Origin of the sequence: Pseudoalteromonas sp. 20-92 (assembly GCF_030847595.1) — a bacterium.
In the GTDB taxonomy this organism is placed as follows: domain Bacteria; phylum Pseudomonadota; class Gammaproteobacteria; order Enterobacterales; family Alteromonadaceae; genus Pseudoalteromonas; species Pseudoalteromonas fuliginea.
This window is the reverse complement of record NZ_JANJGQ010000005.1, coordinates 127897-151164: the sequence shown is the minus strand read 5'-3', so window position 1 is coordinate 151164 and position 23268 is coordinate 127897. Positions and strand designations below refer to the sequence as shown.

The window sequence follows — 23268 nt, the reverse complement described above, 5'->3', positions numbered from 1 at the left end:
AACCAAACATACAGCTGCAAATTCAACCTCGAAGATAAATAGACCCAGATATTGAAATAATTACTACATAGAAAACCCCACTGCATAATCACAAGAGGGACTTTATTTTAATAAGGAACCCTTACAACCCCTTCCATTAATACTCGTGCACTGCGGCTCATACTTGCTTTGGTAACTAGCCAATTACCTGCAGTATTTTTAGCTTCAGCACCTACTTTTAGCGTGCCCGACGGATGACCAAAGTTAACTTCACTCAATGCACCGCCACCAGCGGCTATATTTACGAGTGTGCCTTCAATAGCCGCAGCCGTACCAATAGCTACAGCCGCTGTGCCCATCATGGCGTGGTGCAGTTTACCCATCGACATAGCACGTACTAATAAGTTGATATTGGCAGCCTCAATCATTTTACCGCTAGACGCTTTGTAATCTAAAGGCGCTGCAACAAACGCAACCTTTGGCGTATGTTGGCGAGCTTGCGCTTCACTAATGTTAGTGATTAAGCCCATTTTAACAGCGCCATAAGCACGAATAGTTTCAAGCTTTTCAAGCGCTGCAACATCGTTATTTATATCGTCTTGCAGCTCTGTGCCGGTATAATTAATATCAGCGGCGTTAATAAATACAGTAGGAATACCTGCATTTATCATCGTGGCTTTTAAAGTACCAACACCCGGTACTTCTAAGTCATCAACTACGTTGCCTGTTGGAAATAACGCGCCATCGCCATCAGCCGGGTCTATAAATTCAAGTTTTACTTCAGCTGCAGCAAATGTAACGCCATCGAGCTCAAAGTCGCCGGTTTCTTGTACTTCGCCATTGGTCATAGGGACATGCACTAATATGCTTTTTTTAATATTAGCCTGCCACACCCGCACGATAGCAACACCGTTATTAGGTACTCTGCTTCTATCGACTAAACCATTACTAATGGCAAAAGCACCGACTGCTGACGTTAAGTTGCCACAGTTACCACTCCAATCTACAAAAGGTTTATCTATAGCCACTTGACCAAACAAGTAATCAACATCGTGTTCGGCTTGCTCACTTTTACTTAAAATGACGGTTTTACTGGTACTTGATGTAGCACCGCCCATGCCATCCGTTTGCTTAGCATACGGATCGGGGCTGCCAATAACACGCAGTAATAAATTATCGCGCGCCTCGCCTGCTACTTGAGCAGGCTTTGGCAAATCAGTTAAATTAAAAAATACACCTTTACTGGTGCCGCCACGCATATAGGTTGCAGGCACTTTAATTTGCGGTTTAAACATAATGCTTGCCCTTATGCAGATTGTGTTGCTTCTAAAAAGTCTTGAGCAAAGCGCTGTAATACACCACCAGCTGCGTAAATAGAAAGCTCTTCTTGGGTGTCGATACGACACTTCATAGGCACAGTGAGTACTTCACCATCTTTACGGGTAATACTTAAATTAACGGTGGCACCTGGCTTTAAATCGCCTGCTACATTGTACGTTTCACTGCCATCAAGCTTTAGAGTTTTACGCGTTGTGCCTGCTTTAAATTCAAGCGGTAAAACCCCCATACCAATTAAGTTAGTACGGTGAATACGCTCAAAGCCCTCAGCTGCTATTACTTCAACACCAGCAAGTCTTACGCCTTTTGCAGCCCAATCGCGCGACGAACCTTGACCGTAATCGGCACCGGCTACAATAATAAGCGGCTGTTTACGCTCCATGTAAGCTTCGATTGCTTCCCACATACGGGTATTAGTACCTTGTGGCTCTAAGCGTGCGTAAGAACCTTGTTTAACGTCGCCGTTTTCGTCAAGTACCATTTCGTTTAGCAGCTTTGGATTGGCAAAGGTTGCACGCTGCGCTGTTAAATGATCGCCCCGGTGCGTTGCGTACGAGTTATAGTCTTCCTCTGGGACGTTCATTTTGGTCAGGTATTCGCCAGCAGCGCTGCTTGCCATAATTGCGTTTGATGGCGATAAATGATCCGTTGTAATGTTATCGCCAAGGACTGCAAGCGCGCGCATACCGGTCATAGTGCGCTTACCCGCAAGTGCACCTTCCCAATAAGGAGGGCGACGAATGTAGGTGCTTTCTGGGCGCCAGTCGTAAAGTGGGTCGTTATCTTCACCGTAATCTACGGTTAAATTAAACATCGGCTCGTATACTTTTCTAAATTGCTCAGGCTTAACGCTTTGCTTAATTACTGCATCAATCTCTTCGTCAGACGGCCATAAATCTTTAAGCGTAATATCGTTGCCTTGTTGATCTTGCCCTAGTATCCCTTTTTCAATATCAAAGCGAATAGTACCTGCAATGGCGTACGCAACAACTAAAGGAGGTGACGCTAAAAATGCTTGCTTAGCATAAGGATGAATTCGCCCGTCAAAGTTACGATTGCCCGAAAGCACCGCTGTCGTGTATAAATCGCGATCGATGACTTCTTTTTGAATAACAGGGTCAAGGGCACCGCTCATCCCATTACAGGTAGTACACGCAAAACCAACAATGCCAAAGCCAAGTTGCTCAAGCTCTGTTAGTAAGTTTGCATCTTCAAGGTATGATTGCACTGCTTTTGAGCCCGGTGCTAATGAAGTTTTAACCCAAGGTTTGCGCGTTAAGCCTTTTACATTTGCGTTACGGGCAAGGAGTGCAGCGGCAATTACATTGCGCGGATTACTGGTATTGGTACAGCTAGTAATAGCCGCAATAATACATGCGCCGTCTGGCATTAAGCCCTCTTCATTTTCAACGACACCCGAAATACCTTCTTTAGCTAAATCGCTTGTTGATACACGGCGGTGCGGATTAGATGGACCCGCAATATTGCGCCCCACGCTTGATAAATCAAACGTAAGTACACGCTCGTATTTTGCGGTTTTTAAGCTATCGCTCCAAAGGCCCGCTGTTTTTGCGTAGTTTTCTACAAGGGCAATTTGTTCTTCTTCACGCCCTGTTAAACGCAAATAATCTATTGTTTTATCATCGATATAAAACATGGCTGCAGTTGCGCCAAATTCAGGTGTCATGTTTGAAATGGTTGCTCTGTCGCCAAGTGTAAGCGCGTCTGCACCTTCACCGTAAAACTCTAAATAAGTAGATACAACACGTTGCTCACGTAAAAATTCAGTAATAGCCAGCACAATATCGGTTGCGGTAATACCTGGTTGGCGCTTACCTGTAAGCTCAACACCGACAATATCAGGCAAGCGAATATAAGAAGCACGGCCCAGCATTACGCTTTCAGCTTCAAGCCCGCCTACACCCACAGCAATAACACCCAGCGCATCAACATGTGGCGTGTGGCTGTCGGTACCAACTAGTGTATCTGGAAATGCAATGCCATCTCGGTTTTGAATAACCGGCGACATTTTTTCAAGATTAATTTGATGCATAATGCCGTTACCCGGTGGAATAACGTCAATATTTTTAAAGGCAGTTTTTGTCCAGTTGATAAAGTGGAAACGGTCATCATTTCGTCTGTCTTCAATGGCGCGGTTTTTTTCAAATGCGTCAGGATCAAAACCGGCATGCTCTACCGCTAGTGAATGATCCACTATTAACTGCGTAGGTACTACCGGATTCACTTTTGCCGGATCGCCGCCTTTGGCTGCAATTGCATCACGAAGCCCTGCTAAATCAACAAGTGCTGTTTGGCCTAAAATATCGTGGCAGACCACACGCGCCGGATACCACGGAAAATCTAAATCTTGTTTGCGCTCAATTAGCTGATTAAGTGCATCGGTTAACATGGCAGGATCGCATCGGCGTACTAGATTTTCAGCAAATACACGTGATGAATAAGGTAGCGTGGCGTATGCACCTGGCTTAATTGCATCTACGGCTTCTTGCGTATCGTAGTAGTCGACATTTGAGCCCGGTAAGGGTTTACGGTATTGGGTGTTATTAATTATGGTCATAATAAATTCGCTAATTGGTGACGGTGTTTGCTCACAGCTAGCGTGTTTAATGAAAAGTTTGAGAAAAACTGCTCGCTAGTGGCTATGTGCAATAAAAAAGTGAGCACATGCGTGCTCACTCATTTTTTAACGTGACTCTATTGGTGTGTAACTACGTGCATCAGGGCCTGTGTAATCGGCACTTGGGCGAATAATACGGTTGTTAGCGCGTTGCTCTTTTACATGCGCAGTCCAACCAGTAACACGGCTCATTACAAATATTGGCGTAAATAACTTAGTCGGAATATCCATAAAATGATAAGCAGATGCATGGAAAAAATCAGCATTACAAAACAGCTTTTTCTCGCGCCACATAATCTCTTCACAACGAACAGACACAGGGTAAAGCACGGTATCGCCTACCTCTGCCGCCAGTTTTTCAGACCACTTTTTAATAATTACATTGCGTGGATCAGACTCGCGATAAATCGCATGACCAAAGCCCATTATTTTGTCTTTACGTTCAAGCATGCCCATTACTTCTTGCTCAGCATGCTCTGCACTTGTAAAACCTTGAATCATATCCATAGCTGCTTCGTTAGCACCACCATGAAGTGGGCCACGTAGCGTACCAATCGCACCTGTTACACAAGAGTGAATATCAGAAAGCGTTGATGCACACACACGACCCGCAAATGTAGAAGCATTAAACTCATGCTCTGCGTATAAAATTAGTGATACATTCATCACTTGTGCAAATAACTCGCTAGGTGCTTTGTCATGTAACAGTGTTAAAAAATGTGCGCCAACAGAGTCGTCATCAGTTTGTGTTTCAATGCGTACGCCATCATGTGTAAAGCGGTACCAGTAACAAATAATACTTGGGAACACAGCAACCATACGGTCGATTGCATCATTAGCTTCGCTAAAATCAAGCTCCATTTCAAGGTTACCCAACATTGAACAGCCCGTGCGCATTACATCCATTGGATGCGCATCTTTAGGAATATTTTCAAGCACAGTTTTAAGTGCATCTGGTAAGCCGCGTAAGCTTTTAAGTTTAGCTTTATATTCAGCCAATTCGCTAGTTGTTGGTAACTCACCGCGTGAAAGTAAAAAAGACACTTCTTCAAACTGCGCTTTTTCGGCAAGTTCGCTAATATCGAAACCACAATACGTTAAACCAGAACCACTTTGTCCAACAGTACACAATGCTGTTTGACCAGCCACTTGCCCGCGTAAACCCGCGCCGCCTAATGCTTTATCTACCATGATTTTCTCCTATCTTAAATTTGTGTGTGATTTTATTTTTTAATAATTATTATTTGTCAGTTTTTGATGAAAAAAGTGTGTCGAGTGTGTTCTCGTACGTGTGGTAATCTAAAAAGTCGTAAAGCTCAGAGCGCGTTTGCATATTTTCAATTTGGCTTTGTTGTGAGCCTTCATTTAAAATTGCTGAATACACGTTTAATGCTGCTTTATTCATGGCTCTAAATGCACTTAGTGGGTAAAGCACCATTTCAACACCTACATCGCTTAACTGCTCTTTTGTGTAAATAGGTGTTTGGCCAAACTCAGTAATGTTTGCCAAAATTGGAACGTTAATCGCTTTTGCAAATGCTTGGTAATCAGCAAGGTCGTGCACGGCTTCTGCAAAAATAGCGTCAGCTCCGGCTTCAACACAGGCCGCTGCACGGTCTATCGCGGCATTTAAGCCTTCTTTTTGAAAGGCATCGGTACGGGCCATAATATAAAAATCGCTATCGGTTTTTGCATCAACCGCCGCTTTAATGCGGTCAACCATTTCACCTTGGCTTACAATTTCTTTATTAGGGCGATGGCCACAGCGCTTTTGCGCTACTTGATCTTCTATATGAAAACCCGCCGCACCGGCTTTAGTCATTTCTTTTACCGTGCGTGCAATGTTAAACGCCCCACCCCAACCGGTATCGGCATCAACAAGTAGTGGTAGATCGCTAGCACCTGTAATACGGCGAATATCTTCAAGCACGTTATCAAGGCTTGTCATACCTAAATCAGGCATACCAAACGAGGCGTTTGCAACACCGGCACCTGAGAGGTAAATAGCCTGGTGACCCATTTTTTCAGCCATCATCGCGGTGTATGCGTTAATAGTACCTACTACTTGTAACGGGCGGTTATTGGCAATAGCGTGTTTAAATTTTAATCCTGCTGACATTACTTTCTCCTCACTTTGAACGGTTGCTACGTGGAGTAACTTATAGTTTTAATCTGTAATTGTGACTGTTTAACTGCTCTTGCTAGCTTTTAGCTTTTAACAGCTTATGCTTTCTGCTTAGCTAATAAATCAAATTTGGTTTGAATATTTGCTTGCGATGCACTTATGTGGCGCTTCATAAGCATTTCGGCCAGTTCGCCATCGTGGTTTTCAATCGCGTTAATAATAGCTAAATGCTCATCAAACGCTTTTGATACACGCGGCCCCACCATGCCCATTTGTACACGGTACATGCGTATTAATTGATAAAGCTCATTACACAGTAAATGAATTAAATGCGCGTTTTTACTGCCTTGAATTATACGGTAATGAAAATCTAAATCGCCGGCTTCTTGATAGTAAGATTCGCCCTCTTTAACACGTTGTGTTTGTAGGTGCTGATTAAGTAATTGCTTTAAGCCTTTTACTTCTTCGGGTTCCATATTGTCGGCAGCCAGCCTACATGCCAAGCCTTCAAGCGAACTGCGAACTTGATAAACTTCAATCAAACGCTCAGCGGTAAGGGCAACTACTCGGCAACCTACGTTAGCTTTACGCTCAACAAGGTAGCAACTTTCTAAGCGATTTAATGCCTCTCTAAGCGTTGCACGGCTTACACCATAACGTTTGGCAAGCTCAGGCTCTGATATTTTACTACCTTGAACTATGCTGCCTTCAACAATCTCACGGCGCATATCTACAAATACCTGATCTGATGCGGTAGTAATAGGCGCTTCGTTTAAAAATGTGTGTGTCATAAGTTATTTTTTAGATTGTCGACAATTAATGCCGTTACTATGGGCTTATCAAAAAACCATGTCAACCCTTGAGCACAACAAAAAGACTAAAAAACGCACTCATTGTCGACACTATTAATCTAAAGTCGTATAAAATCACCTTTAAAATAGAGTAAAACAACAAAGTGTCGACACAGTAATAAATTGGATGTTACGTTTTTAAGCGCTGAAAATGCGTTATATAAATGCTATTATCGCGCTTTATTTTTATAGTATGAGCTAACGCGTGAACGCCAACACTTTTATTCCTGAGCACTTTATTGATGACGTAAAAACCTATTTACCAGCGCATCTAAACTTAGATGACTTTTTAAATGCGTGTCGTCGACCGCTCAGAAAATCTATCCGCGTTAATACATTAAAAATTAGCATTGAAGAATTTGTAGAACGTGCAACTGAAAAAAATTGGCTGCTAACCCCCATCCCTTGGTGCAGTGAAGGCTTTTGGTTAGAACGCCCAAGCGATGAAGAGCAAAACCTCGCTCTTGGTAATACTGACTTACATCTAAGCGGTGCGATGTACGTACAAGAAGCAAGTTCAATGCTGCCGCCTATTGCCTTAAAACAAAGTATTAAACTCGCTAACTCGCAAAATAACACCGTGCTTGATATGGCATCAGCACCGGGTTCTAAAACATCACAACTTGCAGCACTTATGGATAACCAAGGCGTGCTTGTTGCAAATGAGCTTTCGTCATCTCGTTTAAAGGTACTTAGCGCCACCTTAAAACGCATGGGGGTTGGTAACTGTGCGCTCTCGCACTTTGATGGCGTTATATTTGGCAACTACATGTTTGAATGCTTTGATAGCATATTGCTAGACGCGCCATGCTCTGGCGAAGGTACTGTGCGTAAAGACGCCGACGCACTAAAAAATTGGTCAATAGAATCAAACATACAAATAGCCCAAGTACAAAAAGACTTAATTAAAAGCGCATTTTACGCATTAAAGCCAGGTGGCACGTTAGTGTATTCAACCTGTACACTTACTCCGCTCGAAAACCAGCAAGTATGCGATTATTTACTCAGTGAATTTGGCGACTATATAGAGCCACAATCCCTAAGTGATTTATTTGAAGGTGCAAGCGAAGCCACAACTAATGAGGGCTATTTACATGTATGGCCGCAAACCTTCGATAGCGAAGGCTTTTTTATTGCTAAATTTAAAAAGCACGCAAGTTGCGATAACCCAAATCAAACTGTTAAAAAAGGCGCGTTTCCGTTTAACGAGTTTGATAAAAAGCAAAGTGCCGCGTTTATGCAGTCGCTTAAAAAGCACTTTGAATTAACTAATCTTCCTGGCAACTTAATGCAGCGCGACAAAGAGCTGTGGTTATTTCCACAAGGGTTTGAAGCCCTGCAAAATAAAATTAAGTACGCACGCTTAGGTATTCAAATTGGCATTATTCATAAAAATGGCTTAAGGCTAACGCACGAGTTTGCAACCGTATTTGGCAATGAGTGTAAAACTAATGTATTTGCTTTAAATAACGAGCAAGCAAATGATTATTTTCAAGGTAAAGATATACGCTTAACTGAAGCAACTCAGACAATAGGTGAGGTGGTATTAACTCTGTGTGGGTGCCCTATTGGGCTGGGAAAATGGCAAAAAAATAAGATTAAAAACTCACTGCCGCGAGATCTCGTGCAAAATACGCAGTTAATAAGCTGGGTATAAAAAATGGATAACCATTTTAAACTGCGCATAAAAAATCTAAGCATTTGTTATTAAATATAACTAAATGCAAAATTTAGTTATGCCTTTTATCATTACTTAACTACACTTTTAAGTACTTTCTTCTTCTCCCTAAGAATCTAGAAAGTTTTTTTAGTTAACGCAAGACTCAACAGAGAGTCATTCTAAAGCCCAGAGTTTTCCTAATTACTCTGGGCATTTTTTAATTTTCAACTAAATCAAATTCGGTTAATTCCCCAGAGCCATGAATCAATTGATAGCGCGCTAAATTGCCTTGTTCGAGTGTTATTAAACTAATCGCAGAGTCACTTACTAAATACTTTTGCCCTTCGCCCTTAGTTTGGTGTTTATCTACTTCCATATGCCAACGTTTAGTAAAAAAGTTAAGTGGGCTTTTTGGTCCATATAAAATTGAATCTAGTTTATCGAGTACGTTTATTAATTTACGTGGAAATTCGTTTTTAATACCACTGGCGGTAAGTTGCCAAATTCGGTTTGGGTGATTACCAAAACGTTTTTGCACTGAAAAACAAAATGAATAGTGCACGTCTCCCGATAAAATAAGCGTTTCGTTTGGTGTATCAGTTCGCCTAAACGTATCGAGTAGTTTTTTAGCCGATCCTTCGTGTGCCATCCAGTTCTCTACATCAACCATAAGCGGTTGCCCGCAAATATTAAACATGGCTTGAATAGCTTCTATTGATTTAACACCAAATACGGGGGCTGGTGATACAATAATAACCTGATCGTGGCTTAATAGGCTTTCTTCAAGCTCTGTTAGGCGTTCCCAATCAAGTAGACCTGAAGGCTCGTTAAAATTTTGCTCATTTCGCCAACGGTGCGTACGTGTATCTAGCACCACTACTTTTGGGGTTGTAGTTAACTCGTAATGCCAAAAACTAAAATCGTTTAGTGGTTTATCAAATGCTTTAAACTGCCATAAATTATTAGCAGTACGGCTTTGCTTAAAAGGTGTTAGTAACTCGCCTGTTTTATTTAGTGCGTCGTTCCCCATTCCTTGGAAAAGCCAATAACTAATTAAGCCGTTATTAATGATTCGTTTACTACTTGGATTTTCATTTATAGCTTGCTCCCACCCAGCGGTGAGGTTCCAATCATCGGTTACATCGTGATCGTCAAACATCATTAATGTCGATACATTGGCAAACAACCGCTCTACTTCACTTAAGCCTTTTGCATAATCAATCAGTGCTGTTTTTTCAGCGTCAAAAATAGTTTTGTTTTGCTTGTTTTGACCTGAATACGTTGTATTTTGTATATCAACGCATTGCCAAGCAGCAGCACTAAAATTTAATAAATAAAGCGCTATGTATTCTTCAAAATGGATAAGGTGATTGTAGGCTTTTACACTTGAAAAGTGAGGTTCGTCTTTTTTTAGCCAGTAACCTATACCTAATTTTGAACGTTTTTGCCAAGGCGTTTTTGGTAAATACAAATGACGATTATAAAGTTGCTCTTTTATATCGTCCGGTAACTCAATGGCAAGTGGTTGCTCTTTATAAATACCGAGTTGCTTAACTAACTGATGAATAGCTAATAACATGGGGCCTGCTACGTCATCGGCGTAAACCTGGTCACCGCTCAGTAATAGCAATTGTGCGCCTTGATTATTATTACCGCGCTGATTATTTTGCCAGTGACTTGCAGACACTAAGCTATCTTTTGCTGGATGATGTGCATTACGGCACGAGCCATGCAAAATATCATTTAATTTATTAGGAATTACAAATGCAGGCGTTGTTTGACCGCTATAGCACCAAGGCGATAAATCGATTACTGTATCGTCAATTACAAGCTCATAGTTTAATAAGCTATCTAGAGGGAGTTTGTTGTCTATTGGCTTTATAATGACGAAATGCAGATACAAATGTTCCCCTAAAGAAACAGTGTGTTGATCACTATAACACTCAACATTTAATAAGTTTATTTGGCAGTTTGCAGACTTGCTGGTAGCAAACTGAATACAGACTCCAGTTTGCTCTGCACGGCGCACCATTGGCCCCATTAGTAAAATAGGAAGGTTTGCCGTGTGAGTTTTCATGCATTTAGCCTTTAGCTGCTAATTTAAATAAAGAATAAAAGTTCTCGGTAGTCGCTTTAGCCAGTTCATTAAAGCTAATGCCTTTAAGTTCGCTAATGTAATAAGCAACGTCTTCTACGTATGCTGGCTGATTTGTTTGCCCACGATACGGTACCGGTGCTAAATAAGGCGAGTCGGTTTCTATTAATAAGCGATCGAGTGGGATTTTTTTTACGACTTCTTTTAGTTCTAAAGCATTTTTAAAGGTAACAATGCCGGAAATCGAAATATAAAAGCCCATGTCTATCGCTTTTTTGGCCATATCCCAGTCTTCAGTAAAACAATGCAATACGCCACCGCAATTTTCCGCTTTATGTTCACGCATTAAGTTTATGGTGTCGACACGTGCATCGCGAGTATGAATAATTAACGGCTTTTGTAATTCGTTAGCTACTTCAATATGCCCAACAAAACTGGCTTGCTGTACTGCATGTGTATCTTTTGAATAATAATAATCAAGGCCTGTTTCGCCAATAGCGACTACTTTGTCGTGCGATGCTAGGTCAATTAACTGCTGCTTGTTAAGTGCGTCTTTTTGATCAAGTGGATGTACGCCACAAGAAGCTGATACATCGTCGTAATGCTGAATTTTATCAAGCATACTCGGGAACTGATCAAGTGTTACACTTACACATAAAAAATGCTCAACCTTTTTAGCACGTGCTTTATCAAGCACTTGGTCAAGGTTTAAATCAAGTTTATCAAAATCAAGACGGTCTAAATGGCAATGCGAATCTACAATCAAAATTGGGCCTATTTTTTACTACATGGTGTAAGTCGGATTACCGGAGTTTAACATAGTCCCCAGTAGCTTTTCGATCTTAGAATTAAGGTTTGTTTTATCATCTAAGAAAGTAATACCTATCCCTGGTGGGTTAGAGCTTTGTGCACCTTGTGGGGTGATCCACGACACTTTACCCGTCACTACATCATCTTCTAGTGCATCAGGCAAGGTAACTCTAAGTGCCAATGAGTGCCCTACTTCGTAACGCATATTAGTGGGTACAAATAAGCCACCTTTTTTTAAATAAGGCATATAACAACGATATAATTCATCTAGATCATCTATATCAACTAATAGCTCTTGCATGTTTAATCCTTTTTATGAATTACGTAATATGTGCGCTAATCGCGATACTGCAAGCGGTAAATTAAGCCCAAGGATTTTTGTGTTATTTTGCAAAAATTCACTCAGAGCCTGTTGCGCAATCTGATATGCATCAAAGCTCATGCCTTGCATTAACTGCTGCTTTAGTTGCTCACTTAAGAACAAAGTAAATATGCGAACAAGCTCAGGCTGTTTATTTATAATATCGACTAACACTTTAAAATTATGACTTTGTTTAAACTCAGTTGCAAACTTATAAAGCATATCAATACTTTGTAACTGACTTTGCTCTTGCCAATGCTTAACTTGTAATGGTTGGCTATAAAAAAGTGGCAACCAGCTATAACCTTTAATTTGCAATGACTCAAGCCATTGCTGGGCAAGTTGTGTGTTTATTACTTTTATATCTGTTTTAGCACACCGGCTTAATATCGTGGCCGGAAGCTGTGCAGCTTGGCTTGTTGTAAGTATCAAAAATCGGCTATTACTTGGCTCTTCTAGCGTTTTTAATAATGCATTTGCTGCGGCGGTTGTCATTTTTTCACAATTTTTAATAACAACTACTTTGTTACCATTTTGCGCCGCAGAGTGATTCATAAAATCACTGATCCCGCGTATATCGTCTACGCCAATACTTTGCCCATCAACCTGCGTTAAACGTTTATCAGGGTGCGTGCCTGCAAGTGTGAGTAAACAACTTTTACAGTGGCCACATGGTGCTAAAATACTATTAGCAGCTGCTGATTGCTGTACTATATTTTGGCACAATAAGGCATTAGCTAACTGATCGCTTAACTCGAATTTACCAACGCCAATGGGTCCACAAAACAACTGTGCATGATGAAAACGTTGGCCACGAAAGCTCTGCGCTAAGCGTTGCTGTGTATCGTGTAGCCAAGGCAGTGCCATATTATTTTAGCCCTTCAAAAAATGTACGTAGTACGTTAGTTATATCGCGGTGTACTTTATCGATGTCTTGGTTTGCATCAACTGTTTTAATTGAGCTGTCGTCGTTAGCAAGCTCAAGGTAACGCATGCGAGTGCGCTGAAAAAACTCAATAGCTTCTTGTTCAATACGGTCAAGCTCGCCACGCCCTTTTGCACGTTCAAGGCCAATAACAGGGTCAATATCAAGGTAAATAGTTAAATCGGGCTTCAATCCTTTTAATACCATTGATGATAACGACGCTAGTGTATTTGAGCTAATACCTCGTCCGCCACCTTGATATGCTTGAGATGATAAATCATGGCGATCAGCCAATATCCATTGACCTTGCTCAAGCGCAGGATTAATGACGTTATGCATTAACTGCGAACGCGCCGCATACATGATCAGCAATTCGGTTTCAAAGGCAATTTCTTCTTCATGCTCTGCTTTTACAAGTGTGCGCAGTGATTCGGCTAGTGGTGTTCCGCCTGGTTCACGTACATTTATAAAGTCGATCTGTTTTTTGTTTAAAAAATCTTGGCATAAGGAAATTGCTGTTGATTTACCAGCCCCTTCTAGCCCTTCTATTACTATAAATTTTGGTTTCATAAAATATTAATTCTTTTTATTTAATATATACGTTTTAACTGCCGCGTTATGCTGCTTTAACGTGGTTGAAAATTGGTGGCTACCATCGCCTTTTGATACAAAGTAAACATATTCACTTTGCGGCGGATTAACTGCAGCTAAAATAGCGGCTTTTGATGGCATTGCAATCGGTGTTGGCGGTAAACCATTAATTCGATACGTATTGTAAGGCGTATAATCGCGCAAATCTTTACGTTTAATATCTCCATCAAAACTCTCCCCTAAGCCATATATTACGGTTGGATCGGTTTGCAGGCGCATATTGGTGTTTAATCGATTAACAAACGCTGATGCAATTAACGGACGTTCACTAGCAAGGCCTGTTTCTTTTTCAATAATTGAAGCCATTATTAGTGCTTCGTATGCTGTTTTATAGGGTAGATTAGCAGCGCGCTGCTGCCAAGCATCATCTAATGTTTGCTGCATTTTCTGTGCTGCACGTTTTAATACACCGCTTGCAGTATCGTTATTATGATAATGGTAAGTGTCGGGGAATAACCAGCCTTCTAAGTGCATATTATTACCCAGTATTTGTGTACTTAGTTCATCACTTTTTAAATCGTTTTGTAAATTATCGGCTTTTTTAATAGCACTTAGTACTTCACGTAAGTTTTGCCCTTCAATAATGGTAAAACTAAAACTGACTTGCTGGCCTTGATTAATTTTTTTTATATTACTGATAACACTATCGGCTGTTAGCTCGTAAAGCCCCGCTTTTAAGTCGGTGAGTGTGGGATCTAATTTGGCAATTACCTGATAGCGCCAGCAACTTTCTACCCAGTTTTTAGCTTGCCATTGATGGCATAACTTATTAAAGCCAGTGCCATGCTTAACTTCAAATTGTGTGTTTTGAGCTACCTTTAACGGGCTATTTATTGTTGCTTGTAATTGCTGGTAACCAACAGCAGTGGTTATAACAGCTAAAAAGAGTACCGATAAAATAACTTTTAACACTCAGCCTCCTTGGCTAATAATTTAGTTAATAATGCGTGGCTGTCGTCTGTATTAAATACCTGTTGTTCAATACGTTTTACTGGTACTGCTCCCATTAAGCTATTACACACAAATACGGCGTCTGCTTGGATTAAGTCTTCTACTTTCACGCGTTTAAATTCAACTGGTAATTTAGCACATAACGATTGTAGGTAAACGCCCTTTATTCCGCACTCATCAAGCAGTGGCGTAAACACACACTTATTTTTAATCGCAAAAATATTAGCTGCTGAGGCTTCAATTACATTGTTATTGTAATCAAGCACTAACACATCGTCGCAATTTTGCGTTTGCATTGCTTTTTTAACTAGTACTTGCTCAAGCCGGTTTAATGTTTTAAGACCTGCTAAATAAGGTTGTGCAGCTAATTTAATCGGGCTTATTTCTAGACTTACACCCTTTTTAGTAAGCGCACTGTAATTACTAGGGTAATCTAATACACTCAATAAAATAGTAAGATTACACTCACTTGGCAGCCCATAACCACGTCCGCCTTCGCCTCGCGTTACAAGTATTTTAAGCACGTTGAGTGATGCTGCTTTTATATGCAAAGCAATTTGATTTTCAAGGCTATTAAAATCTAACTCAGGAAAACCCAAACGCTGTGCACATTCAATCAAACGCGCTTTATGGTGAGCCCAATACTGTACTTGCCCATCAACAACTTTAGCCGTTGTAAAAAAGCCGTCACCGTAATTTAAGCCTCTGTCACGCGTGCTTAAAGTGCTGTTTTGATCTACTGCTATTATTGTTTGCATTTTATTTGGCATATAAAAAAAGCCCAGTTAAACAACTGAGCTCTTATAATTTGATTCGTTGTTAAAAAAGATTATACCTTTTTAAACAGCAACGAGCCATTAGTACCACCAAAACCGAACGAGTTACACAGTGCAAAGTCTAGCTTTGCATCACGTGCAGTGTGCGCAATATAATCTAAGTCACACCCTTCGTCTGGGTTATCAAGGTTAATAGTTGGCGATACTTTTTGATCCGTTAACGATAAAATCGAAACGATTGATTCAACAGAACCCGCAGCACCTAATAAGTGACCCATCATTGATTTAGTCGAACCAACCATTACATCTTTAGCTGCATTACCAAAAATAGATTTAACAGCGGCAGTTTCGGCTTTATCGCCAGCATGCGTTGATGTGCCGTGTGCATTAATGTAGCCCACTTGCTCTGCATTTACTTGCGCATCGTTTAATGCATTTTGCATTGCAAGGGCAGCGCCTGCACCGTCTTCTGGTGGTGATGTCATGTGGTACGCGTCGCCACTCATGCCAAAGCCTACAAGCTCAGCATAAATTTTAGCACCACGTGCTTTAGCATGTTCGTACTCTTCAACTACGACAACACCAGCACCGTCAGAAAGCACAAAACCATCGCGGTCTTTATCCCAAGGGCGAGAAGCCGCTTGTGGATCGTCATTGCGGGTTGATAGTGCACGTGCAGCATTAAAGCCACCCATACCAATTGGTGTACAGGCTTTTTCGGCGCCACCGGCAACCATTGCATCAGCATCGCCATAAGCAATCATACGCGCAGCATGGCCTATGTTGTGCAAACCTGTTGTACAAGCCGTTACAATAGAAATATTTGGGCCACGAAGCCCATGCATTATTGATAAATGACCTGAAATCATATTAATAATGGTAGATGGCACATAAAATGGCGATAACTTACGCGGACCACTATTTAATAGTTTAATGTGGTTTTCTTCGATAAGCGTTAAACCACCAATACCTGAACCTACAGCCACACCTATACGTGTTGCATTTTGCTCTGTTATCTCGAGGCCAGAATCTTCAAAAGCTTGAACACCCGCTGCAATGCCGTACTGGATAAATAAATCCATTTTTTTTGCATCTTTTGGTGACATATAAGCCGATGCATCAAAGTCATTAATTAAACCAGCGAACTTTGTACCAAATTTTGATGTATCAAAGTGGGTTATTGTTTGAATACCACTTTTACCATCTAATAAGCCTTGCCAGGTTGATTGAACATCATTACCTAGCGGCGTCAACATTCCTAAGCCAGTTACGACGACTCGACGTTTAGCCACGGTTTGCCTCCAATAAGGGATATTTTTATAAGGTGGATGATCATACCCAAGCTACCTCAAAGTGCTAGTCCCAAAATAGATTAAAAACGCATAACACTAGCAAAAATAATTTTTAGTTAAGATTGGGAGTTAAGGTTTGTTTTTGAATCACGAACTTTGAGGTGGTTTGGATATATAGATTAAGGGCAGCGAATGCTGCCCTTAATTTGCGATTAATTACTCAGCGTGAGCTGTAACGTAATCGATTGCAGTTTGAACTGTAGTGATCTTTTCAGCTTCTTCATCTGGGATCTCAGTATCAAACTCTTCTTCAAGAGCCATTACTAGTTCTACAGTATCAAGAGAATCTGCACCTAAGTCATCTACGAAAGAAGATTCATTTTTAACTTCTTCTTCTTTAACACCTAGTTGTTCAATGATGATTTTCTTTACGCGTTCTTGGATATCGCTCATTCTTCTTTCCTTTATTAAAAACGCCAATGCGTTATTTTCAGATTGCGGCGTAGTTTACGCCGCATAATTCTCTGATTCAATGATTTGGCCATAAATAATTGTCTGGTCAAACCTCTGAGTGTAAGTTTTATCTTTTATCGCTTATTTTCACAGCAATTTCAAGTATGTTTAAAGCAAGTTCACAAATAATTCAATGTTTTTGAGTTAACTAACTTAACTTAATTTTATTATTTAGCCGATATTATGACTACTAAACCATGTACATCGCACCATTTACATGCAAAGTTTCGCCTGATACATACGCAGCTGCGTCAGATGCTAAATAACACACTGCAGCAGCAATTTCGTCTGGTTGACCTAAACGCCCTGCTGGAACATTGGCAAGCGTTGCTGCTTTTTGCTCATCAGTTAAATCATCAGTCATATCAGTTTGAATAAAACCAGGTGCCACTACGTTAACTGTAATACCACGAGATGCAACTTCGCGCGCCAGTGACTTAGAAAAACCAATTACGCCTGCTTTAGCCGCTGCATAATTAGCTTGTCCTGCATTACCCATAGTGCCCACTACTGAGCCAATATTGATAATACGGCCTTTCTTTTTCTTCATCATTGGACGAAGTACCGCTTTAGATAAACGAAAAATCGAGCTTAAGTTAGTGTCGATTATATCGTCCCACTCAGTCTCTTTCATACGCATTAATAGGTTGTCACGTGTGATACCTGCGTTATTAACAAGTACGTCAATATCGCCAAAATCAGCTTTTATTGCGGCAAGTGTCGCTTCAATAGATGCAGGATCCGTTACATTTAATGCATAACCTTTACCACTATCACCCAGGTACTCACTGATTTTAGCAGCGCCTGACTCACTTGTAGCAGTGCCTGCAACTTTTGCACCTTGTGCAACTAATGTTGTTGCAATTGCTTTACCAATCCCACGGCTGGCGCCAGTAATTAGGACAATTTTGCCCTCTAATGAAAATAAATTAGACATTTTATATACTCTTATTTAGCTGCATCAATTGAAGCGGCGTCGTTTACTGAGCCACAGATCATTGCTTTATCAATTCGTTTAGCAAGTCCTGTTAATACTTTACCAGGACCAAATTCGTAGCTTTGTGTTACATCTTGCGCAACCAAGGCTTGTACTGTTTCTGTCCAGCGAACTGGGCTATAAAGCTGACGTACTAGTGCGTCTTTAATTGCATCAGCTGACTTTTCAGCTTTTACATCAACATTATTAATTACATCACACTTAGGTGTATTAAATGTTAAAGCGGCTAAGTCTGCTGCTAGCTTATCCGCTGCTGGCTTCATTAGTTCACAATGTGAAGGTACGCTAACCGAAAGTGGTAATGCGCGTTTAGCACCAGCATCTTTACATGCTTGTGATGCTCTATCTACTGCCGCTTTATGCCCTGCAATAACAACTTGACCAGGAGAATTGTAGTTAACTGGAGATACAACCTCACCTTGCGCTGAGGCAGCACATGCCTCTTTTATTTCTTCATCGCCTAAGCCAATAATCGCAGCCATTGAACCTACGCCTGCAGGCACAGCTTCTTGCATATATAAACCACGGTTTTCAACAAGCTTAACAGCTTCACTCAAGCTTAGTACGTCGCTACACACTAGTGCTGAATATTCACCTAAGCTGTGACCGGCCATAACAACGTCGGCATCTGGGTTTGCTGCAAGCCAATCACGGTAAATAGCAACACTTGCAGTTAATAATGCAGGTTGCGTACGATGAGTTTGATTTAATTTTTCTTCTGGGCCATTAAGAACTAGCTCTGCTAAGTCGTAACCCAATGCATCTGATGCTTCTGCAAATGTTGCTTTAACAATGTCAGAACTCTCTAGTAGCTCTTGTAACATACCAACGCTTTGCGAGCCTTGACCTGGGAATAGAAGTGCAATTTTTTGTGCCATACTTTGCTCTTTTTAATTAAACAAATAAATAATGAAATACACGGCACATCAATTATTGATTAACCGCCGTGTCTTTAGAATGTGTTTTTTCGAAAATAGCGGCTATTTTATCAGGAAGTTGACGTTCAACCTCCTTTACCGCTTCATCAATTGCTGCTTGAAATGCTTTAGCTGACGCATTTCCATGACTTTTAACGACAATACCGCGCAATCCTACCAGAGAAGCACCGTTATACTGGTCGGGGTTCACCCTTTTATAGAGTTTTTTTATTATTGGACGCAATATAAACGCCATACATTTATATAAAAGGTGCTTTTCGAGCGCAACTGTAAACTTATTCATAATAAGCTTGGCAATGCCTTCGCATGTTTTAAGTGCAACGTTACCCACAAAACCTTCGCATACAATAACATCAGCCTTGCCAGAAAAAATATCGCTTCCTTCGCTATAACCAATGTAATTAATATGTGGGCTTTGCTGCATTAATTGTGCAGCCTGTTTAATATCATCGTGACCTTTAATATCCTCAGCGCCAATATTTAATAAGCTAACGCGAGGGTTATCGCAGCCAAGTGCTTGGCCAGCAACTACAGAGCCCATAATGCCAAACTGATACAGCATTTGCGCATCGCAATGCACATTAGCACCTAAGTCGAGTAAATATACTGGGTTTTTAAGCTCTGTAGGAACGGATGAAATGAGTGCAGCACGTTTTACACCTGGCAGCATTTTTAGCACATAGTGAGCCATAAAAAATAGCGCACCAGTATTACCTGAACTAACACACGCTTGAGCTTCGCCTGACTTAACTAAATCAAGGGCAACACGCATAGATGAATCTTTTTTTGAACGCACAGCAATTGCAGGTTCACAAGCATTAGTGACTATTTCACTACAGTGACGAATTATGAGTCTAGGATGAGGTAAGGAATCGAGGGATTCGAGTTCTTTAGATATAACGTCTTCATTGCCACATAAAATGAGAGTTAAATTGGCATGAGCGTTTACTGCGTGAACGGCAGCAGGAATAGATGAACGGGGGCCGTAATCGCCCCCCATCATATCTAACGCTATGGTTAGATCATTCAGCATATAAGTAATCTCTTATTTAGAAATTACTTGAACGCCTTTGTAGTAACCATCTGCAGTCACATGGTGACGACGATGAGTCTCACCAGATGTTTGATCTACAGTTAAAGTTGGACCACTGATCGCATCGTGTGAACGGCGCATGCCGCGTCTTGCACGAGACTTTTTGCTTTTTTGTACAGCCATAGTCTTCTCCTAAGAATCTTTCTTAAGTTGTTTCAAAATATCAAATGGATTAGGTTTATCATCTTCCGCCTTTAAAACACCAAAGCTGGCAGGCTTTGCTGAATAACTGCATGAAGCTTCGTTGTGGGTAGCTACTAATGGAATTGCTAAAATTAGTTCGTCTTCAATTAAATCAAAAACGTTAACTTCACCATTTTCATCAAGCGCTACTTCATCGTAGTCTTCTGGAAAAATATCTAACTCTGTATCTTCACCTACTGGTGAATATGCAAAGTCTTGAACCAAATCCAACCCTAAATCACCATTACAACGTTGACAAATGACAGTAACGTGTGTGGACAAATTGCCTCTAATCACAGCGAAACCTTGATCATCATTCTTGCAATGTATTTTTACCGCTATTTCACCTACTTCTTCCTGCACAACTTTCTCTAAACGAGTAAGTTTTTCAAGCGGTACAATTCCGTCATACTTTAAACGGTGCTGCGCTGCTTTGCCTGGATGAAGAGTGATGGGAATTTTCACCTTTTGCATAGGGGCTGCATCATATAGATAGTTAGTTTGTTAGTCAAAGTAAAAAACCATTTTTACTTGGTTTTTAACGTGTTTTACTCTCGGATCTGATTTATCCTAACTCAATCTGAATTATCTTAGGGAAACAGTCCGTGAAGCACCCACTTATTTTAGCGTCAAGCTCGCCTTTTAGGCAGTCTTTATTACAAAAATTTAATTTACCATTTGATATATTTTCACCAGACGTTGACGAGTCAGCACTTGAATGCGAAACACCTACCGAACTGGTTAAGCGTTTAAGTGAATTAAAAGCCTCTGCAGCTAATAAACACTTTAACAAAGGGTTAGCTATTGGATCAGACCAAGTCGCTGTGTTTAACAATCAAATTTTAGGTAAACCACACAATAAACAAAATGCCGTAAAACAACTAAATTTATTTAGCGGGAATACTGTAACATTTTTAACTGGGCTTTGTGTTTACGATATTGCAACTGGCACTAAAAAAACCTGCGTAGAACCGTTTAATGTGACGTTTAAAACACTCAGTGATGCACAAATTAGTGCTTATTGCGACGCAGAGCAGCCATATAACTGTGCTGGCAGTTTTAAAAGTGAAGGGTTAGGTATTTGTTTATTTGAAAAGTTAAGCGGAGACGATCCTAATAGCTTAATTGGGTTGCCATTAATTAAACTCAGCCAGTTACTGGCTGAGTTTGGTATTGATGTACTTACTGCTCAGGGTAAGTAATTTAGCCAAGCAGCAAAACCTGTTGCAGTTGCAGATAATTATCTACCGTTGCAACAGGGCTAAGCTTATTTAGTTGCTGTGCGTTGTGCACCCCCATGGTTACACCAATTCTATCCATGCCAGCAGCTTTTGCCATTGTCATGTCTATTTGAGTATCACCAATCATTACGGCCTCTTGAGCGCTTATGCCAAGTTCTTCAAGTAATTGATACAGCATATCTGGAGAAGGCTTTGATTGCGCTTCGTCACTTGTGCGTGTTGCACTAAAAAAATGTCTAAGTTGGCTTTGATCAAGCAAACGCTCTAATCCATCCCTACCTTTACCTGTGGCAACAGCTAAAACAGCACCTTGCTTTTTTAAAGCAGTTAAAACGCTGACAACATTAGCAAATACAGGAGTTGGCGTGGTATCAACACTATATTGGTGTTTATACCCTTTAATTAGCGCTTGATGCTGCGCGGTATCATCAGGAAATAAAACATCAATTGCTTTTTCAAGCGACATACCAATAATATTTTTAATTGCTAAATCACTTGGTGACACTAAATTAAGTGACTCAGCACTACTACGAATACAGTTAACTATTTTAGTGACTGAATCCATAACGGTGCCATCCCAATCAAAAATGACGAGCTTATATTTTTTAATTGGCGTCACTTCAATCACTGTTTTGCGTCTCGTAATTTTAGTAATGTATTTTTAAGCGTTTTATCAAGGGGCGCTTCAATACGCATCGTTGTTTCGTTTTTAGGATGATAAAAACTTAAATCGTGTGCATGTAAAAATAATCGGTTTAAGCCAACTTTACGCATAGATTCATCAAACCCTTGATCGCCGTATTTATCATCACACGCTATTGGATGACCTTTACACTGCGTATGCACACGAATTTGGTGTGTACGACCTGTAACAGGCGACGCTTGTACAAGCGAGCAATCATTAAAACGTTCAAGTACTTTAAAACGCGTATGCGAAGGCTTGCCCTCAGTGTTATCTACACGTACTACGCGTTCACCCGATTTAAGCGTATTTTTACGCAGCCCTTCGGTTACATTTTTAGTTTTAGAGTCCCACTGCCCTTCAACTAGTGCCCAATAATTTTTTTCCATTGTTTTTTCACGAAGCTGTTCATGCAATGCTGTTAACACCGAACGACGTTTTGCTATAAGTAAACAACCCGATGTATCACGGTCAAGCCTGTGAACTAGCTCAAGACTGCGCTCCTCTGGGCGAAGCGCGCGCAAAGCTTCAATTAAACCATAACTTAAACCACTGCCACCATGAACAGCCATGCCTGAAGGTTTATTTATAACGATAAGGTATTTATCTTCAAATAAGATATCGTTTTCAAGGCGAGTTACTTTATCTAGTTTTGATGGTACAAACTCTTCACGCTCAGCAACCCTGATAGGTGCAATACGAAGCACATCGTCAAGCTGTAGTTTATATACAGGCTTAATACGCTTTTTATTAACGCGTACCTCACCTTTGCGCAAAAGTTTATAAATAGCGCTTTTAGGCACCCCTTTTAAATGGGTAATAAGAAAGTTATCAATACGCTGACCTAAATGGTCTTCATTGATCGTGACATAAGTTACTTGTAAGTCGTTTTTTTCTGACATTGCCTAATCACTAATTTAAGTAAAATAATTTAGTTGCTAACACTGTAATAATAGTGGGATAATCAGCAGCGCAAATATTTAGTATTTGCAAATAACAACGGTGCTTTTTAACACATTAAAACATTCGTGATGCACATTCTGGGTAGCCGATCATACAGATCCGAGTTAAGTTTTCCAAAGCTTTTATACATACCTAGTCAACACGTGCGATCAATTAACGGCAATGCGCGTAATATATTGCTGGTTAAGTTTGAACATGAAGTGGTT

23 protein-coding genes are annotated in these 23268 nt (G+C 40.6%); 2 read left to right on the top strand and 21 right to left on the bottom strand.

What is annotated here, in order from left to right; genetic code table 11:
* Positions 1 to 107: 107 nt before the first annotated feature.
* The 5 genes from prpF to NRL14_RS07210 all read right to left on the bottom strand — a co-directional run bounded on the left by prpF (position 108) and on the right by NRL14_RS07210 (position 6871).
* On the bottom strand, positions 108 to 1274 hold the full coding sequence (gene prpF / locus NRL14_RS07230; protein ID WP_149606351.1) for a 2-methylaconitate cis-trans isomerase PrpF: 1167 nt from the start codon (positions 1272 to 1274) through the stop codon (positions 108 to 110).
* A gap of 11 nt (positions 1275 to 1285) precedes the next feature.
* On the bottom strand, positions 1286 to 3895 hold the full coding sequence (acnD, locus tag NRL14_RS07225; RefSeq protein WP_306724328.1) for a Fe/S-dependent 2-methylisocitrate dehydratase AcnD: 2610 nt from the start codon (positions 3893 to 3895) through the stop codon (positions 1286 to 1288).
* Between the two features lie 126 nt (positions 3896 to 4021).
* Entirely contained in the window at positions 4022 to 5146 is a 1125-nt protein-coding gene (gene prpC / locus NRL14_RS07220; protein WP_149606353.1) for a 2-methylcitrate synthase, read from the bottom strand.
* A 49-nt stretch (positions 5147 to 5195) separates the two neighbouring features.
* Positions 5196 to 6074, bottom strand: a complete 879-nt coding sequence (gene prpB, locus NRL14_RS07215) for a methylisocitrate lyase (RefSeq protein ID WP_149606354.1) — start codon at positions 6072 to 6074, stop codon at positions 5196 to 5198.
* A 104-nt stretch (positions 6075 to 6178) separates the two neighbouring features.
* Positions 6179 to 6871 carry a GntR family transcriptional regulator gene (locus tag NRL14_RS07210; protein WP_002962362.1) on the bottom strand — a complete coding sequence of 231 codons (693 nt, stop codon included), beginning with the start codon at positions 6869 to 6871 and terminating at the stop codon, positions 6179 to 6181.
* Between the two features lie 265 nt (positions 6872 to 7136).
* Here NRL14_RS07210 and rsmF point away from each other — a divergent pair, with 265 nt between their 5' ends.
* On the top strand, positions 7137 to 8588 hold the full coding sequence (gene rsmF, locus NRL14_RS07205) for a 16S rRNA (cytosine(1407)-C(5))-methyltransferase RsmF (protein ID WP_306724327.1): 1452 nt from the start codon (positions 7137 to 7139) through the stop codon (positions 8586 to 8588).
* Positions 8589 to 8808: 220 nt separating this feature from the next.
* Here rsmF and NRL14_RS07200 read toward each other — a convergent pair whose 3' ends face one another.
* From NRL14_RS07200 to yceD, 14 genes are all read right to left on the bottom strand, one after another.
* Positions 8809 to 10668, bottom strand: a complete 1860-nt coding sequence (locus NRL14_RS07200) for an alkaline phosphatase D family protein (RefSeq protein ID WP_306724326.1) — start codon at positions 10666 to 10668, stop codon at positions 8809 to 8811.
* A gap of 4 nt (positions 10669 to 10672) precedes the next feature.
* Complete coding sequence (locus NRL14_RS07195; RefSeq protein ID WP_007375259.1) at positions 10673 to 11452, bottom strand: TatD family hydrolase; 780 nt, start codon at positions 11450 to 11452, stop codon at positions 10673 to 10675.
* 18 nt (positions 11453 to 11470) lie between these two features.
* Positions 11471 to 11797, bottom strand: coding sequence for a PilZ domain-containing protein (locus NRL14_RS07190; protein WP_007375260.1), 327 nt, complete (start codon positions 11795 to 11797; stop codon positions 11471 to 11473).
* A gap of 12 nt (positions 11798 to 11809) precedes the next feature.
* Positions 11810 to 12724: a DNA polymerase III subunit gene (locus NRL14_RS07185; protein WP_007375261.1), complete on the bottom strand. Its 915-nt coding sequence runs from the start codon at positions 12722 to 12724 to the stop codon at positions 11810 to 11812.
* Between the two features lies 1 nt (position 12725).
* On the bottom strand, positions 12726 to 13352 hold the full coding sequence (tmk, locus tag NRL14_RS07180; RefSeq protein WP_008135397.1) for a dTMP kinase: 627 nt from the start codon (positions 13350 to 13352) through the stop codon (positions 12726 to 12728).
* 6 nt (positions 13353 to 13358) lie between these two features.
* Positions 13359 to 14345: an endolytic transglycosylase MltG gene (gene mltG, locus NRL14_RS07175; RefSeq protein ID WP_306724325.1), complete on the bottom strand. Its 987-nt coding sequence runs from the start codon at positions 14343 to 14345 to the stop codon at positions 13359 to 13361.
* On the bottom strand, positions 14339 to 15154 hold the full coding sequence (gene pabC / locus NRL14_RS07170) for an aminodeoxychorismate lyase (RefSeq protein ID WP_306724324.1): 816 nt from the start codon (positions 15152 to 15154) through the stop codon (positions 14339 to 14341). The genes mltG and pabC overlap by 7 nt, the downstream gene beginning before the upstream one ends.
* Before the next feature lie 59 nt (positions 15155 to 15213).
* Positions 15214 to 16452 carry a beta-ketoacyl-ACP synthase II gene (gene fabF, locus NRL14_RS07165; protein WP_008135390.1) on the bottom strand — a complete coding sequence of 413 codons (1239 nt, stop codon included), beginning with the start codon at positions 16450 to 16452 and terminating at the stop codon, positions 15214 to 15216.
* A gap of 216 nt (positions 16453 to 16668) precedes the next feature.
* Positions 16669 to 16905, bottom strand: a complete 237-nt coding sequence (gene acpP, locus NRL14_RS07160) for an acyl carrier protein (RefSeq protein ID WP_002962377.1) — start codon at positions 16903 to 16905, stop codon at positions 16669 to 16671.
* A gap of 250 nt (positions 16906 to 17155) precedes the next feature.
* Positions 17156 to 17902, bottom strand: coding sequence for a 3-oxoacyl-ACP reductase FabG (gene fabG, locus NRL14_RS07155; protein ID WP_007375266.1), 747 nt, complete (start codon positions 17900 to 17902; stop codon positions 17156 to 17158).
* Between the two features lie 11 nt (positions 17903 to 17913).
* On the bottom strand, positions 17914 to 18840 hold the full coding sequence (gene fabD, locus NRL14_RS07150; protein ID WP_306724323.1) for an ACP S-malonyltransferase: 927 nt from the start codon (positions 18838 to 18840) through the stop codon (positions 17914 to 17916).
* 52 nt (positions 18841 to 18892) lie between these two features.
* The gene (gene plsX / locus NRL14_RS07145) at positions 18893 to 19933 is read right to left on the bottom strand and encodes a phosphate acyltransferase PlsX (RefSeq protein WP_007375268.1); all 1041 of its coding nucleotides are present in this window, start codon (positions 19931 to 19933) and stop codon (positions 18893 to 18895) included.
* Positions 19934 to 19945: 12 nt separating this feature from the next.
* Positions 19946 to 20116 (bottom strand): 50S ribosomal protein L32, encoded by a 171-nt coding sequence (gene rpmF, locus NRL14_RS07140; protein ID WP_002962381.1) that lies wholly within the window; start codon positions 20114 to 20116, stop codon positions 19946 to 19948.
* Positions 20117 to 20125: 9 nt separating this feature from the next.
* A complete protein-coding gene (yceD, locus tag NRL14_RS07135; RefSeq protein ID WP_007375269.1) occupies positions 20126 to 20650 on the bottom strand; it encodes a 23S rRNA accumulation protein YceD in 525 nt (174 codons plus the stop codon).
* A gap of 131 nt (positions 20651 to 20781) precedes the next feature.
* Between yceD and NRL14_RS07130 the strand changes: the two genes are divergently transcribed.
* Positions 20782 to 21378 (top strand): nucleoside triphosphate pyrophosphatase, encoded by a 597-nt coding sequence (locus NRL14_RS07130; RefSeq protein ID WP_306724322.1) that lies wholly within the window; start codon positions 20782 to 20784, stop codon positions 21376 to 21378.
* Position 21379: 1 nt separating this feature from the next.
* Here NRL14_RS07130 and NRL14_RS07125 read toward each other — a convergent pair whose 3' ends face one another.
* A complete protein-coding gene (locus NRL14_RS07125) occupies positions 21380 to 22045 on the bottom strand; it encodes an HAD-IA family hydrolase (protein ID WP_306724321.1) in 666 nt (221 codons plus the stop codon).
* Positions 22042 to 23001: a 23S rRNA pseudouridine(955/2504/2580) synthase RluC gene (gene rluC, locus NRL14_RS07120; RefSeq protein ID WP_002962392.1), complete on the bottom strand. Its 960-nt coding sequence runs from the start codon at positions 22999 to 23001 to the stop codon at positions 22042 to 22044. Before rluC ends, NRL14_RS07125 begins: the two co-directional genes overlap by 4 nt.
* Positions 23002 to 23268 lie beyond the last annotated feature (267 nt).

Bases quoted from the DNA above. Each gene is read 5' to 3' on its own strand.
- prpF (WP_149606351.1), bottom strand. From the start codon at position 1,274: ATGTTTAAACCGCAAATTAAAGTGCCTGCAACCTATATGCGTGGCGGC.
- acnD (WP_306724328.1), bottom strand. From the start codon at position 3,895: ATGACCATAATTAATAACACCCAATACCGTAAACCCTTACCGGGCTCA.
- prpC (WP_149606353.1), bottom strand. From the start codon at position 5,146: ATGGTAGATAAAGCATTAGGCGGCGCGGGTTTACGCGGGCAAGTGGCT.
- prpB (WP_149606354.1), bottom strand. From the start codon at position 6,074: ATGTCAGCAGGATTAAAATTTAAACACGCTATTGCCAATAACCGCCCG.
- NRL14_RS07210 (WP_002962362.1), bottom strand. From the start codon at position 6,871: ATGACACACACATTTTTAAACGAAGCGCCTATTACTACCGCATCAGAT.
- NRL14_RS07200 (WP_306724326.1), bottom strand. From the start codon at position 10,668: ATGAAAACTCACACGGCAAACCTTCCTATTTTACTAATGGGGCCAATG.
- NRL14_RS07190 (WP_007375260.1), bottom strand. From the start codon at position 11,797: ATGCAAGAGCTATTAGTTGATATAGATGATCTAGATGAATTATATCGT.
- NRL14_RS07185 (WP_007375261.1), bottom strand. From the start codon at position 12,724: ATGGCACTGCCTTGGCTACACGATACACAGCAACGCTTAGCGCAGAGC.
- tmk (WP_008135397.1), bottom strand. From the start codon at position 13,352: ATGAAACCAAAATTTATAGTAATAGAAGGGCTAGAAGGGGCTGGTAAA.
- pabC (WP_306724324.1), bottom strand. From the start codon at position 15,154: ATGCCAAATAAAATGCAAACAATAATAGCAGTAGATCAAAACAGCACT.
- acpP (WP_002962377.1), bottom strand. From the start codon at position 16,905: ATGAGCGATATCCAAGAACGCGTAAAGAAAATCATCATTGAACAACTA.
- fabG (WP_007375266.1), bottom strand. From the start codon at position 17,902: ATGTCTAATTTATTTTCATTAGAGGGCAAAATTGTCCTAATTACTGGC.
- fabD (WP_306724323.1), bottom strand. From the start codon at position 18,840: ATGGCACAAAAAATTGCACTTCTATTCCCAGGTCAAGGCTCGCAAAGC.
- plsX (WP_007375268.1), bottom strand. From the start codon at position 19,933: ATGCTGAATGATCTAACCATAGCGTTAGATATGATGGGGGGCGATTAC.
- rpmF (WP_002962381.1), bottom strand. From the start codon at position 20,116: ATGGCTGTACAAAAAAGCAAAAAGTCTCGTGCAAGACGCGGCATGCGC.
- yceD (WP_007375269.1), bottom strand. From the start codon at position 20,650: ATGCAAAAGGTGAAAATTCCCATCACTCTTCATCCAGGCAAAGCAGCG.
- rluC (WP_002962392.1), bottom strand. From the start codon at position 23,001: ATGTCAGAAAAAAACGACTTACAAGTAACTTATGTCACGATCAATGAA.